11 protein-coding genes are annotated in these 13,784 nt (G+C 61.6%); 2 read left to right on the forward strand and 9 right to left on the reverse strand.

Translation table 11 applies throughout. From position 1 onward, the window contains the following. Positions 1-68 precede the first annotated feature (68 nt). Entirely contained in the window at positions 69-1,385 is a 1,317-nt protein-coding gene (locus U862_RS0104405) for an OprD family porin (RefSeq protein WP_025109280.1), read from the forward strand. A 195-nt stretch (positions 1,386-1,580) separates the two neighbouring features. Next, a complete protein-coding gene (locus tag U862_RS0104410; RefSeq protein WP_025109281.1) occupies positions 1,581-3,089 on the forward strand; it encodes a sensor domain-containing diguanylate cyclase in 1,509 nt (502 codons plus the stop codon). Positions 3,090-3,267: 178 nt separating this feature from the next. Here U862_RS0104410 and lpxC read toward each other — a convergent pair whose 3' ends face one another. The 9 genes from lpxC to murD all read right to left on the reverse strand — a co-directional run bounded on the left by lpxC (position 3,268) and on the right by murD (position 13,783). Further along, positions 3,268-4,179, reverse strand: coding sequence for a UDP-3-O-acyl-N-acetylglucosamine deacetylase (gene lpxC, locus U862_RS0104415; RefSeq protein WP_007961638.1), 912 nt, complete (start codon positions 4,177-4,179; stop codon positions 3,268-3,270). A 112-nt stretch (positions 4,180-4,291) separates the two neighbouring features. Then, positions 4,292-5,488, reverse strand: a complete 1,197-nt coding sequence (gene ftsZ, locus U862_RS0104420) for a cell division protein FtsZ (protein WP_025109282.1) — start codon at positions 5,486-5,488, stop codon at positions 4,292-4,294. Positions 5,489-5,592: 104 nt separating this feature from the next. Next, positions 5,593-6,852 (reverse strand): cell division protein FtsA, encoded by a 1,260-nt coding sequence (gene ftsA / locus U862_RS0104425; RefSeq protein WP_003228014.1) that lies wholly within the window; start codon positions 6,850-6,852, stop codon positions 5,593-5,595. 15 nt (positions 6,853-6,867) lie between these two features. Further along, on the reverse strand, positions 6,868-7,734 hold the full coding sequence (locus U862_RS0104430; RefSeq protein WP_025109283.1) for a cell division protein FtsQ/DivIB: 867 nt from the start codon (positions 7,732-7,734) through the stop codon (positions 6,868-6,870). 4 nt (positions 7,735-7,738) lie between these two features. After that, on the reverse strand, positions 7,739-8,713 hold the full coding sequence (locus U862_RS0104435) for a D-alanine--D-alanine ligase (protein ID WP_025109284.1): 975 nt from the start codon (positions 8,711-8,713) through the stop codon (positions 7,739-7,741). After that, on the reverse strand, positions 8,710-10,170 hold the full coding sequence (gene murC / locus U862_RS0104440; RefSeq protein ID WP_025109285.1) for a UDP-N-acetylmuramate--L-alanine ligase: 1,461 nt from the start codon (positions 10,168-10,170) through the stop codon (positions 8,710-8,712). Before murC ends, U862_RS0104435 begins: the two co-directional genes overlap by 4 nt. Beyond that, complete coding sequence (gene murG, locus U862_RS0104445; RefSeq protein WP_025109286.1) at positions 10,163-11,233, reverse strand: undecaprenyldiphospho-muramoylpentapeptide beta-N-acetylglucosaminyltransferase; 1,071 nt, start codon at positions 11,231-11,233, stop codon at positions 10,163-10,165. The genes murC and murG overlap by 8 nt, the downstream gene beginning before the upstream one ends. Further along, positions 11,223-12,440 carry a putative lipid II flippase FtsW gene (gene ftsW / locus U862_RS0104450; protein WP_025109287.1) on the reverse strand — a complete coding sequence of 406 codons (1,218 nt, stop codon included), beginning with the start codon at positions 12,438-12,440 and terminating at the stop codon, positions 11,223-11,225. The genes murG and ftsW overlap by 11 nt, the downstream gene beginning before the upstream one ends. Next, a complete protein-coding gene (gene murD, locus U862_RS0104455) occupies positions 12,437-13,783 on the reverse strand; it encodes a UDP-N-acetylmuramoyl-L-alanine--D-glutamate ligase (RefSeq protein WP_025109288.1) in 1,347 nt (448 codons plus the stop codon). The genes ftsW and murD overlap by 4 nt, the downstream gene beginning before the upstream one ends. Position 13,784: the final 1 nt, after the last annotated feature.

The raw sequence follows: 13,784 nt of genomic DNA on the forward strand, positions 1-13,784 counted from the left end.
TAACAACAAGAAACATCCCGCACCTCAAGACATTGAAGTGTCAGTTGACCCAAGGAGCTCCATCGCAAGTGCGTTACCCAGTCAGCTTCACCCCGCTGTTCATTGCAATTGCCGCAACGATTGCACCCGCCGCCCATGCCGACGAAGCCGCCAAGGAAGGCTTCGACGAAGGTTCGAGCCTCAACCTCAATGCTCGCAACTACTACATGAATCGCAACCGTCTGCAGCAGACGGACGACAACATCGAATGGGGCCAGGGTTTTCTCGGGATCTTCCAGTCGGGTTACACCGAAGGCACGGTCGGCTTCGGCATCGATGCCCATGCCATGCTCGGGCTGAAGCTCGACGGCGGTGGCGGTACCGATGGCTCGAGCATCCTGCCGGTCAGCGACGGTAACGGCAAAGCGCCGGGCTCGTTCTCGACTGCAGGCGGTACCCTGAAAATGCGCGCGTTCGACACCGAACTGAAGGCCGGCGACCTGTTCCTCACCAACCCGGTGATTGCCGGCGGTGAAAGCCGCATGCTGCCGCAGACCTTCCGTGGCGTCAGCCTGACCAACCACAGCTTCGACGGCTGGATGTTCGAAGGCGGCCAGGCGAGTTTCACCAAGCCTTACAACCAGAGCGGGCGCCAGCGCATCGGCACGTCCTACGGCAAACTGGCCGATGGCGACGAAAGCCGTCACCTGAACTGGGCCGGGGTGTCCTGGAGCGGCGTCGAAGGGCTGACCAGCAACCTGTATGCCGCCGAGCTCAAGGACATCTGGAACCAGTACTACTACGACCTCGACTACACCTGGGCGCTGAACGATCTGGTCAGCCTCAACCCGGGCCTGCACTTCTATCACACGCAAGACACCGGCGACGCCCTGCTGGGCAACATCGACAACAACACCTACAGCCTGCATTTCACCGTCGGCATCGGCAGCCACAGCGTCACTGCCGCGTACCAGCGCGTGAACGGCAACACGCCGTTCGACTACATCAGCCAGGGCGACAGCGTTTACCTCGACAACTCGCAGCAGTACTCGGACTTCAACGGCCCGAACGAGCGCTCGTGGAAGCTCAAATATGCCTATGACTTCGCCGGTGTGGGCGTTCCGGGGCTGACCTCCGCAGTGTCGTACTCGCGCGGCACCGTAGACCTGACCAAGGTCGATCCGGACAGCAAGGGCTACGCTTCGTGGTACAGCGCCGACGGCCGCAACGCCAAGCACTGGGAGCGCGACATCGACTTGAAATACGTGGTCCAGAGCGGCCAGGCGAAAGATCTCGCGGTACGCCTGCAGTGGGCGACCAACCGTGGCGGCAACGGTTACGGCGCGATTGATACGGACACGGATGAATACCGTGTAATTGTCGACTACCCGATCAACGTCTTCTAAGATCGGTGCTACAGCACCCGTCTTGAATTTTTTGATTTACCTGTGAGAGCGGGCTTGCTTGCGAAAGCGGTGTATCAGTCAACATTCCTGTTGAATGGCACACCGCTTTCGCAAGCAAGCCCGCTCCCACATTGGAATACCGTCACTGACTTCATGCAACTACGCTTATAAGACTCCCCAACCGACAGCCCCATCATGATCGCGAGCCGTACCCCACCTGTGGCGGGCAAGACCGGACGTCCCGAATTGCTGCTGATCTGCGGCAGTTCGCTGACCGTGATCGCGATTCTGTGCATCGTCACGTTTCTGCTGATCCGCGAGCACGCCAACGCTCAGGAATCAGCCACCCGCAGTGCCACCACCATCGCACAACTGATCGACGCTGACGTCCTGCGCACCGTCGAGTTGTATGACCTGACCCTGCAAGGCCTGATCGCCGCCGCGCAGCGCGATGACTTGCGCGACGTCACTCCGCAGATCCGCCACCTGGCGCTGTTCGACCGCTCGACCACCGCGCGCTTCAAAGGCGACATCCTGCTGCTCGACAAACATGGCGATGTGGTCGCCGACTCATCGCGGGTCGAGCCCAAGCCGGGCAACTTCGCCGACCGCGATTACTTTCTCGCCCACGCTTTCAACCGCGACACCGGCATGTTCATCAGCCGCCCGTTCAAGACCCGTTGCGACTGCGACGAAGCCAACCAGTGGCGCATCAGCTTCAGCCGGCGAATCTCCTCGGACACCGGTGAGTTCGCCGGCGTGGCCGTGGCCTCGATGAAGCTCGACTACTTCGATCAGTTGTTCAACAGCCTCGACATCGGCAAAGACAGCACGCTGAACATCATCGACAGCGACGGCATCCTGCTGGCGCAGAAGCCGTATCTGCAAAGCGACTCCATCGGCAAGAGCTTCGGCAACCGGCCCAACGTGGTACGGATCCTGGCCGACAAGGATGGCAATGGCAGTTTCACCAGCACCTCAAGCATGGATCACCAGCAGCGCCTCTACACCTATTCGCGGGTCGGCAACTTGCCGCTGACGGTAATGGTCGCGCTGTCCAGCGATGAAGTGTTCGGCACCTGGCGCCGCACCGCGATGTTGATCAGCGGTGCCACCGGCGTGCTCTGTGCCGGTCTGCTGTGGCTGACCTGGCTGCTCGCCCGTGAGTTGCGTTTGCGCCAACGCGCCGAGCGCGAACTGGCGCAACTGGCTGCCACCGATGCGTTGACCGGTGTAGCCAACCGACGAATGCTCGATCTGTCGCTGCGCCACGAATGGTTCCGCGCCCAGCGCTCGGGCCAGCCGCTGTCGGTGATGATGATCGACGCTGACCACTTCAAGGCCTTCAACGATCGCCATGGGCATCAGGCCGGCGATCAGGCACTGCGCGAGCTGGCCAAGGTGATCAGCGCGAACGTGCGACGTCCGGCGGATCTGGTCGCCCGCTATGGTGGCGAAGAGTTTTCGGTGATCCTCGCCGAAACCGACAGCACCGGCGCACGGCAGATTGCCGAACATATCCGCCAGGCAGTCGAGCAGATGCCGAGAGTCGAGGGAGCGGATGTGGCGATGACCGTCAGTATCGGCATCAGCACCTGGACGGCGGCGGTCGAGATGTCGCTGGAGCAGCTGTTGTTTGCGGCGGACAAGGCTCTGTATCAGGCCAAGGAAGGTGGGCGCAATCGGGTGGTGGTGGCTGGCTGAAATATTGCGGTGGTTGCAATGGCCTCTTCGCGAGCAAGCCCGCTCCCACATTTTGGAATGCGTTCCCCCTGTGGGAGCGGGCTTGCTCGCGAAGACACCAGAACAGACAACATCAAATTCAGGGCATAAAAAAAGGCCATCCGAGGATGGCCTTCAAAAAACTAGAGAGGTTTTTTACTTACACCGCCGCAACCGGGCGCATGTAAGAGATCGGTGCAGTGCTGGCGTCTTCGAACGTCACGACTTCCCACGCATCTGTCTGCTCAATCAACTTGCGCAGCAGCTGGTTGTTCAGTGCATGACCGGACTTGAAGCCTTTGAACTCACCAATCAGGCTGTTGCCCAGCAGGTACAGGTCGCCAATCGCATCAAGGATCTTGTGCTTCACGAATTCGTCTTCATAGCGAAGGCCGTCTTCGTTCAGTACACCATCGGAATCCACCACGATCGCGTTTTCAACGCTGCCGCCGAGCGCGAGGTTGTGCTTGCGCAGGTACTCGATGTCACTCATGAAACCAAAGGTACGGGCGCGGCTGACTTCTTTTACGAACGAAGTGCTGGAAAAATCCACGCTTGCACTTTGGGTGCGGTCCCGGAAAACCGGGTGATCGAAGTCGATCTCGAAGCTCACCTTGAACCCTTCGAAAGGGACGAAAGTGGCGCGCTTGTCGCCGTCTTCCACTGTCACTTCACGCAGGATGCGGATGAATTTCTTGGCGGCGTCCTGCTCTTCCAGGCCTGCCGATTGAATCAGGAATACGAACGGTCCAGCGCTGCCATCCATGATCGGGACTTCGGACGCGGAGAGCTCGACGTAGGCGTTATCGATGCCCAGGCCAGCCATGGCCGAGAGCAAGTGCTCTACCGTGTCCACTTTGACGTCGCCGTTGATCAGCGTCGTCGACATAGTGGTTTCACCGACGTTTTCCGCGCGGGCAGGGATCTGCACCACAGGGTCGAGGTCAGCGCGACAAAACACAATGCCAGTGTCGACAGGCGCAGGCTTGAGGGTCAGGTAGACCTTCTCCCCAGAATGCAGGCCTACACCTGTGGCACGGATAATATTTTTCAGTGTGCGTTGTTTAATCATGGCTTGGGCCGCTTCAGCGCAAATTGCGAACTGGTATCAACAAAGGCTGGCGATAATAGCAGACCGAGCCTTTGCTGAACACCAATCACCGTCATAGCCCTGATACATTCCATCAATCGGCCTGACGACGCAGGAATGCCGGGATGTCCAGGTAGTCCAGATCGTCTTGCGGATTCATCTTCGCGGCAGTCGCAGCACCGGCCTGAGCCTGGTTGCGCATGACGGTCGGACGGTCCAGATCGCGATAGTTCACCGCCGGTGCTTCCTGACGCGCAGGAGCCGGTTGTTGAACCTGAGCAGCGGCCATGGAGGTGTGAACGGTGTTGTCGATGACCTTCACAGGCTTCTCGATTTTCGCGCCCAGACCGGTGGCAACCACAGTCACGTGCAACTCATCGCGCATGTCCGGATCGATAACGGTACCGACCTTGACCATCGCGTGCTCGGAAGCGAAGGCTTCGATGATCGAACCCACGTCGGAGTACTCACCCAGAGACAGGTCAGGACCGGCAGTGATGTTCACAAGGATGCCGCGTGCACCTTGCAGGTTCACGTCTTCCAGCAGCGGGTTGCGGATCGCCGCTTCAGTGGCTTCACGTGCACGGTTCGGACCGCTGGCGCAGCCAGTGCCCATCATCGCCATGCCCATTTCGCTCATCACGGTACGCACGTCGGCGAAGTCGACGTTGATCATGCCCGGACGCTTGATGATGTCGGAGATACCGCGCACGGCACCGGCCAGTACATCGTCCGCCTTGGCGAAAGCCGACAGCAGGCTTGCGTCTTTACCGAGGATGGTCAGCAGCTTCTCGTTAGGAATGGTGATCAACGAGTCGACGCTTTCGGAGAGCATGCGGATGCCTTCGTCGGCAATCTGCATACGCTTGCGGCCTTCGAACGGGAACGGACGGGTCACGACCGCAACGGTCAGGATGCCCATTTCCTTGGCCACTTCGGCAATGATCGGCGCAGCACCGGTACCGGTACCACCGCCCATGCCAGTGGTGATGAACACCATGTTGGTGCCGGCCAGCACTTCAGCGATGCGCTCGCGATCTTCCAGCGCAGCCTGACGGCCGACTTCCGGGTTGGCGCCAGCGCCCAGACCCTTGGTCACACCGGTGCCCAGTTGCAGGATGGTGCGCGCGCCGATGTTTTTCAGCGCTTGAGCATCAGTGTTGGCGCAGATGAACTCAACGCCTTCGATGTTGCTCTTGACCATGTGGTTGACAGCGTTGCCGCCGCCACCGCCAACACCGATAACTTTGATTACCGGGCTTGCGGGGATGTTGTCTACGAGTTCGAACATTTTCCCTCTCCTTACATTCTCTAGTTTTTTCGCCTACTGCATTTTTGTCGCGGTGCATCTACTGCTACTGCTTGCCGCTTGAAGCTTGACGCTTCCAGCTGCTGTTAAAAGTTGCCTTGAACCCACTTCTTCAGTCGGTCCAGCAACGGCGCCTGCGGCTCATCGTTGCTGTAGCTGTCGCGGCTGCCGATGCCCGAGAACGAAATCCCGTCGGACTGCTTCTGCAGGCCGTACATCAACAAGCCAACGCCAGTGGAGTAAATCGGGTTGCGCACCACGTCATCCAGGCCCTTCACGCCATGCGGCACGCCCAGACGGACCGGCATGTGGAAGATTTCCTCGGCAAGCTCAGTGGCGCCTTCCATCTTCGACGTACCGCCGGTCAGGACAATGCCCGCCGGGATCAGGTCTTCGTAGCCGCTGCGACGCAGTTCGGCCTGGATCAGGGTGAACAGTTCGTCGTAGCGCGGCTCGACCACTTCGGCCAGGGCCTGACGCGACAGCTCGCGCGGTGGACGGTCGCCGACGCTTGGCACCTTGATGGTTTCACCGGCACCGGCCAGTTTGGCCAGGGCGCAGGCGTAGCGAATCTTGATCTCTTCGGCGTACTGGGTCGGGGTGCGCAACGCCATGGCGATGTCGTTGGTGACCTGGTCGCCGGCAATCGGGATCACCGCGGTGTGACGGATCGCGCCTTCGGTGAAAATCGCGATGTCGGTGGTACCGCCGCCGATGTCGACCAGGCACACGCCCAGCTCTTTTTCGTCGTCGGTCAGCACCGAGTAGGCCGACGCCAGTTGCTCGAGGATGATGTCGTCGATTTCCAGACCGCAGCGGCGCACGCATTTTTCAATGTTCTGCGCGGCGTTGACAGCGCAGGTGACCACGTGAACCTTGGCTTCCAGACGTACGCCGGACATGCCCAGAGGCTCGCGCACGCCTTCCTGGTTATCGATCACGTAATCCTGCGGCAGGGTGTGCAGCACGCGCTGGTCAGCCGGAATCGCCACGGCCTGGGCGGCGTCGAGTACACGCTCAAGGTCAGCCGAGCTGACTTCACGATCACGAATCGCCACGATGCCGTGGGAGTTCAGGCTGCGAATGTGATTGCCCGCCACGCCGACGAACGCCGAGTGAATGCGGCAGCCCGCCATCAGCTGGGCTTCTTCGATCGCGCGCTGGATCGATTGCACCGTGGACTCGATGTTCACCACCACGCCCTTCTTCAGGCCGCGGGAGGGGTGAGTACCGATACCGACGATTTCCAGCGTGCCGTCGTCCGCGACCTCGCCTACCAGCGCCACCACCTTGGAGGTGCCGATATCCAGACCGACGATCATTTTGCCGCTTTGCACGTTTGCCATGGGTCCTGCCTCTTCTTAATTCTTTGCGACAGCGGGTTTGTCTGTCGTCGGCGCTACAGGTTCCCGCCAGCCAACAGCGAGGCCGTTGGCGTAGCGCAGATCGATGCGCGCAATGTTCGTAATCTGGTCTTTAAGCGTCTTGTCATAGATGGCAATGAAGCGGCGCATCTTTTCCACCAGGTTGCCGCGTCCCAGCAGCAACTCGATGCCGGGGCCGGAACTGCCGGCACCGGTGGTCAGGAACCAGCTACCGCGCTCACGCAATTCCAGGCGTGCAATCGAGAAGCCCAGCGGCCTGAGCATCTGGCTCAGCACCTGGTATTGCTGCATCACTTGCTGCTGGGCCCGTTGTGGGCCGAACAGCTGAGGCAGGTGTTCGTAGTTCGCCAGTTCCTTTGGCGTAAACGCCTGGCCCTGGTTGTTCAGCAGCGACTCGTCACCCCAGCGGGCCACGGGCAGTTGCTCTTCGAGGCGGATCACCACCTGGTCCGGCCACACCCGACGTACTTCGGCGTGGGCGATCCATGGCATCTGCTCAAGCTCGGTGCGCATACCGGCCAGGTCGATGGTGAAGAAGCTCGACGCCACGTACGGGGCGATCCGCTGCTGCACCGCTTGCTGGCTGATGTAGCTCAGGTCGCCCTGCACCGCGATCTTGGTGATCGGGCGGTCGGCGTAAGGCAACAAACGCTGCGCGCCTTCGTACGTACCAAAACCCAGCACCACCAGCAGCACCGGCCAGAACAGACTTTTCAGAAAGCCGAAATTGGCTTTCGGCAGGCGCACGGACATCGGCTCTTTGGCCACCATTCGGCTGGCACCCCGCGGCACCGGCTTGCGGCCGGGTGCGGGTGGCTGATGTCTGAGCTGAGCGCCTTGCATGGTCTTAACCTCGCGCCTCTTTTTTGCCGTCGGCATCGACACTGGCGGCCAGAATGGCCAGGACCAGTTGCTGGAAATCCAGACCGGCCGCTTTCGCCGCCATCGGTACCAGGCTGTGATCGGTCATGCCGGGAGCTGTGTTGACTTCCAGGAACCAGAATTTGCCATCGGCGTCCTGCATCACGTCCGCCCGGCCCCACCCACCAATACCCAGTGCCTCGCAGGCTTGCGCCGTGAGGTCCATGAGCTCTTTTTCCTTGGCGGCATCCAGCCCGCACGGAATCCGATACTGGGTATCGTTGGCGATGTACTTGGCGTCGTAGTCGTAGAACGTGTGCGGCGTGCCCAGGGCGATAGGAGGCAACACCTGGTCACGCAGGGTGGCGATGGTGAACTCCGGACCGTGGATCCATTGCTCGACCAAGACTTGCGAATCGTAGGTACTGGCCGCTTTCCATGCGTCGATCAACTCGGACGCAGAACTCACTTTGGCCATCCCGATACTTGAACCTTCATGCGCCGGTTTGACGATCAAAGGGAAGCCCAGTTCCGTCGCTGCCGAAATACAATCGGCCTCGCTGCACAGTACGGCGTGACGCGGCGTCGGAATCCCGAGGCTGTGCCAGACCTGCTTGGTGCGCAGTTTGTCCATCGCCAGTGCCGAGGCGAGAATGCCGCTGCCGGTGTACGGAATACCGGCACATTCGAGCAGGCCCTGCATGGAGCCGTCTTCACCGCCACGACCGTGGAGAATGATGAACGCGCGGTCGATCTTTTCATTCAGCAGACGCTGCAGAAAATCCTCGCCGACGTCGATCCCGAACGCGTCCACGCCGGCGCTTTGCAGCGCGTCGAGCACCGCGTTACCGGATTTCAGCGAAACCTCACGTTCGGCACTCATGCCACCGAACAGCACGGCGACACGGCCGAAATCTTTCGGCGCGATGGTGGAGAACAGGTTGGCGTAGGCAGCAGTCATTTCAACTTCCCCTCGACCGACGCCGCAACGGCGCCAGCGAACAATTCACTTTTCAACAGCTTCGGCGCGAGACCGCCGATATCACCGGCGCCCTGGCACAGCAGGATGTCGCCCGCACGCAGCAATGGCTTGACCAGCGGCGCGAGGTCGACACCACGCTCGATGTAGATCGGGTCGAGCTGACCGCGCTGACGGATGCTGTTGCACAGCTTGCGGCTGTCCGCGCCCGGGATCGGCTCTTCGCCGGCCGGATAGACTTCCATCAGCAGCAGCACGTTGGCGTCGGCCAGTACATTGACGAAATCGTCGTACAGGTCACGGGTGCGGCTGTAACGGTGCGGCTGGTAGACCATCACCAGACGGCGCTCCGGCCAGCCACCGCGTACGGCTTTGATCACCGCGGCGACTTCGGTCGGGTGGTGACCGTAGTCATCGACCAGCATCACGTTGCCGCCGTCCACCGGCAGTTCCCCGTAGACCTGGAAGCGTCGGCCAACACCCTGGAACCCGGACAGGCCCTGGACAATGGCTTCATCGCTGACGCCTTCATCGCTGGCGATGCAGATGGTCGCCAGCGAGTTGAGCACGTTGTGATTGCCCGGCATGTTTACCGAAACATCCAGCGGCTCGCGATCCGGGCGCAGCACGGTGAAGAAGGTCTGCATGCCTTGCTGGCGTACATTGATTGCACGCACGTCAGCGTCTTCGCTGAAGCCGTAGGTCACGGTCGGACGCTTGACCAGCGGCAGGATTTCACGCACCACCGGGTCGTCCAGGCACATCACCGCCAAACCGTAGAACGGCAGGTTATGCAGAAACTCGACGAAGGTTTTCTTCAGTTTGTTGAAGTCACCGTCGTAGGTCGCCATGTGGTCGGCGTCGATGTTGGTCACCACCGCCACCAGCGGTTGCAGGTGCAGGAAGCTGGCATCGCTTTCGTCGGCTTCGGCAATCAGGTAGCGGCTGGTGCCGAGCTGGGCATTGGTGCCCGCAGCGTTCAGACGGCCACCGATGACGAAGGTCGGATCCAGGCCACCGGCAGCGAACACCGAAGCGATCAGGCTGGTGGTGGTGGTTTTGCCGTGGGTACCGGCAACGGCGATGCCGTGGCGATAGCGCATCAGCTCAGCGAGCATTTCGGCACGCGGCACCACCGGAATGCGGCGCTCCAGTGCGGTCGCCACTTCCGGGTTGGAGGTGTTGACGGCGCTCGAAACCACCAGCACATCGGCGGTCGCGGCGTTCTCGGCACGGTGGCCGATATAGATGTGCGCACCGAACGACTCCAGACGCTCGGTCACCGGCGACGCTTTCAGGTCGGAACCGGACACTTCATAGCCCAGGTTCAACAACACTTCAGCGATGCCGCACATGCCCACGCCGCCGATGCCGACGAAGTGGATGCGACGGATGCGGCGCATTTCCGGCTGTGGCATGGCTTTCTGATTCTCAACCATGGGCCACCTCCAGGCAGGTATCGACCACGCTACGGGTGGCATCGGGTTTGGCCAGACGGCGGGCCGCTTGGGCCATTTCTTCGAGTCGTTGCGGTTGCATCAAGACCTCTGTCAGGCGCGCGGCAAGGTCCGCGGCACCGGTCGTTCTTTGCGGCATCACGAAGGCAGCGCCTTCACGGGCCAAATAATCGGCGTTGCGGGTCTGGTGATCGTCGATCGCGTGGGGCAAAGGCACCAGCATCGAGGGCAGACCGACGGCAGCCAGCTCACTGATGGTCAGCGCGCCAGCGCGGCACACCACCAGGTCAGCCCAGCCATAGGCATGGGCCATGTCTTTGATGAACGGCTGCACCTGCGCATCCACGCCGGCGGCGCGATAGCGCTCTGCAGTCACTTCATCGTGGTTTTTGCCGGCCTGATGAAACACTTCCGGGCGCAAATCGGCAGCGACTTGCGCCAGGGCCTCAGGCAGCAACTTGTTCAACGGTTCTGCGCCCAGGCTTCCGCCAAGGATCAGCAAACGCGCTTTGCGACCGGCCAGGGCTGGTCGCGATGTTTCGAGGAACAGCTCGCTGCGCACCGGGTTTCCGGTGGTACGGCGGGTGTCCGACAGAGTAAAGGTGTCGGGGAACGCTTCACACACCCGGGCGGCGAACGGCACCAGCAACCGATTGGCGGTGCCGGCCACAGCGTTCTGCTCGTGAACGATCACCGGCACACCGGCCAGTTTGGCGGCGATCCCGCCAGGGCCGGTCACATAACCACCGAAGCCGACCACGCAGACTGGACGCAGCTTGCGAATCACCGCCCGCGCCTGCCACACCGACTTGAGCAACATGAACGGTGCCTTGAGCAGCGACAGCTTGCCCTTGCCACGTAACCCCGTGGCATTGATGCGGTGCAGTTCAAGGCCTGCGGCCGGTACCAGATCGTTTTCAATCCCGCGTGGCGTGCCGAGCCAGTGCACGGTGTAGCCGCGCGCCTGAAATTCGCGGGCACAGGACAGCGCCGGGAACACGTGGCCGCCGGTGCCGCCGGCCATGATCAATACGTTAGCGCCCATGGTTCGGCTCCTCGGCGAAGTCGCTCTCATGGAACTCCATCTCTTCACTGCCCAGATGGGTTCGACTCTCCCACTCGATCCTCAGCAACAAGCCGAGGCAGGCGCAGCAGATCACCAGGGAACTGCCGCCATAACTGAGGAACGGCAGGGTCAGGCCCTTGGTCGGCAGCAGGCCGACGTTCACCCCGATGTTGATCAGGAACTGACCGATCCACAGGAACGACAGACCGTACGCTACATAAGCGGCGAAGAACTGCTTGGCCTTCTCGGCCCACAGCCCGATGTACATGCCACGGATACACACGAAGACGAACAGCGCGACGGTGCACAGCGAACCGACAGCGCCCAGCTCTTCGGCCAGCACCGAGAACACGAAGTCCGTGTGCGCTTCAGGCAGGTAGAACTGTTTCTGCACGCTGTTGCCCAGGCCAACGCCCAGCCACTCACCGCGACCGAAGGCGATCAACGCCTGCGACAACTGATAGCCGGCGCCGAACTGGTCGGCCCACGGGTCGGCGAAGTTGGTCAGACGCGCCATCCGGTATGGCTGCATTTGAATCAGCAAGACCACGGCCCCGACCGCCAACACTACCATCAGCGAGAAGCGGAACAACCCGACCCCGCCAAGGAACAGCATCGCCGCTGCGGCCCCCATCATCACGACGGTGGCACCGAAGTCCGGTTCCATCAGCAACAGGCCCGCCATTGGCAGCAGCACGATGAACGGCTTGAAGAAGCCCATCCAGCTCTCGCGCACTTCCTTCTGGCGACGCACCAGGTAACCGGCGAGGTAGATCACCACGAACACCTTGGCGATTTCCGACGGCTGCACGTTGAAGAAGCTGAAACCGATCCAGCGCATCGAACCGTTCACTTCACGACCGATCCCGGGGACGATCACCATGACCAGCAGACCGAATGCGCCGATCAGCATCATCCAGCCCAGACGCTGCCAGGTGGCGATCGGAATCATCATGGTGATGATGCAGGCACCCAGGCCCAGCCCCACGTAGATCAGGTGGCGAATCATGTAGTACAGCGCGCTGCCCGATTGCGCCGCCGCCACTTCGGTGGACGCCGAGGCAATCATGATCAGACCCAGGCCCAGCAGCGCCAGGCAGCCGGCGAGCATCGGGAAGTCGAGGTCGATGCCACGGCCGGTGATGATCGGCGACGGGTACGGCTTGATGATATTGCGCAGGCTCATGCCAGATCCTCCACGGCGCGGACGAACTGGTGACCACGGTCTTCGTAATTCTTGAACATGTCGAAACTGGCGCAGGCCGGCGACAGCAGTACCACGTCACCCGGCTGGGCGACCGCGCGGCATTGCTCGACGGCGTCGACCAGCGATGTGGCGCGAATCAGCGGCACGGCGTCGCCGATGGCTTCGCCGATCTTGTCGGAGTCGCGGCCCATCAGGACCACGGCGCGGCAGTTGGCCGCCACCGGAGCACGCAAATCGTTGAACTCGGCGCCCTTGCCGTCGCCACCGGCGATCAGCACGACCTTGCCGTCGATGTCCGCCCCCAGGCCTTCGATAGCCGCGAGCGCTGCACCGACGTTGGTGGCCTTGGAATCGTTGTAGTAGCCGACGCCGTCCAGATCACGCAGCCACTGGCAACGATGTTCGAGACCGGTGAAGTTGCGCAGTGCCTCAAGCATGGCGTCGAACGGCAGGCCGACCGCATGACCGAGCGCCAGTGCCGCCAGGGCATTGGACTGGTTATGCGCGCCGCGAACTTTCAGTTCGCGCACCGGCATCAGGTTCTGGAATTCGAAGGCCAGGTATTTCTCGCCATTCTCTTCACGCAGACCGAACGCCTTGAAATCGGGTTTGTTCAGGCCGAAGGTCCAGCATGGCTGACCTTCGCCGATCAACGGACGGCTGAGCGCGTCCTGACGATTGACCACGAACTGCTTCGCCCCACGGAAGATCCGGTGCTTGGCCAGGTGGTAGGCCGGCAGGCCGCTGTAGCGGTCCATGTGGTCTTCGCTGATGTTCAGCACGGTGGCCACTTCGGCGTTGAGCTGGTCGGTGGTTTCCAGCTGGAAGCTCGACAGCTCCATCACGTACAGCTCGATATCGTCGCTCAGCAAGTCCAGCGCCGGTGTGCCGAGGTTACCGCCCACCGCAACGCGTTTGCCGGCCGCGGCCGCCATCTCGCCGACCAGGGTGGTGACGGTGCTTTTCGCGTTGGAGCCGGTGATGGCCACGATCGGCGCCTGCGCGTTACGCGCGAACAGCTCGATGTCGCCGGACATTTTCACGCCACGGGCGGCAGCGGCTTGCAGGGCCGGGGTCGCCAGCGCCAGGCCGGGGCTCACGTAGAGCTCGTCGGCACGGCACAGGAATTCGACGTCCAGCTCGCCACAACGCACTTCCACGTGCGGATAGTCACGCGTGAGCGTGGCCAGTTCCGGTGGATTGTCCCGCGTATCGGCGACGGCAAACGACACGCCCCGGTTCGCCAGGAAGCGAACCAGGGACATGCCGCTCTTGCCGAGGCCGACAACGATGCGGAAGTGGTCAGAAGCGATCAGAGACACT

This window comes from Pseudomonas sp. H1h, from assembly GCF_000633255.1.
In the GTDB taxonomy this organism is placed as follows: Bacteria; Pseudomonadota; Gammaproteobacteria; order Pseudomonadales; family Pseudomonadaceae; genus Aquipseudomonas.

What these genes read in the sequence shown, in the direction of transcription:
- U862_RS0104410 (WP_025109281.1), top strand. Translation starts at nt 1,581, where the DNA reads ATGATCGCGAGCCGTACCCCACCTGTGGCGGGCAAGACCGGACGTCCC.
- lpxC (WP_007961638.1), bottom strand. Translation starts at nt 4,179, where the DNA reads ATGATTAAACAACGCACACTGAAAAATATTATCCGTGCCACAGGTGTA.
- ftsZ (WP_025109282.1), bottom strand. Translation starts at nt 5,488, where the DNA reads ATGTTCGAACTCGTAGACAACATCCCCGCAAGCCCGGTAATCAAAGTT.
- ftsA (WP_003228014.1), bottom strand. Translation starts at nt 6,852, where the DNA reads ATGGCAAACGTGCAAAGCGGCAAAATGATCGTCGGTCTGGATATCGGC.
- U862_RS0104430 (WP_025109283.1), bottom strand. Translation starts at nt 7,734, where the DNA reads ATGCAAGGCGCTCAGCTCAGACATCAGCCACCCGCACCCGGCCGCAAG.
- U862_RS0104435 (WP_025109284.1), bottom strand. Translation starts at nt 8,713, where the DNA reads ATGACTGCTGCCTACGCCAACCTGTTCTCCACCATCGCGCCGAAAGAT.
- murC (WP_025109285.1), bottom strand. Translation starts at nt 10,170, where the DNA reads ATGGTTGAGAATCAGAAAGCCATGCCACAGCCGGAAATGCGCCGCATC.
- murG (WP_025109286.1), bottom strand. Translation starts at nt 11,233, where the DNA reads ATGGGCGCTAACGTATTGATCATGGCCGGCGGCACCGGCGGCCACGTG.
- ftsW (WP_025109287.1), bottom strand. Translation starts at nt 12,440, where the DNA reads ATGAGCCTGCGCAATATCATCAAGCCGTACCCGTCGCCGATCATCACC.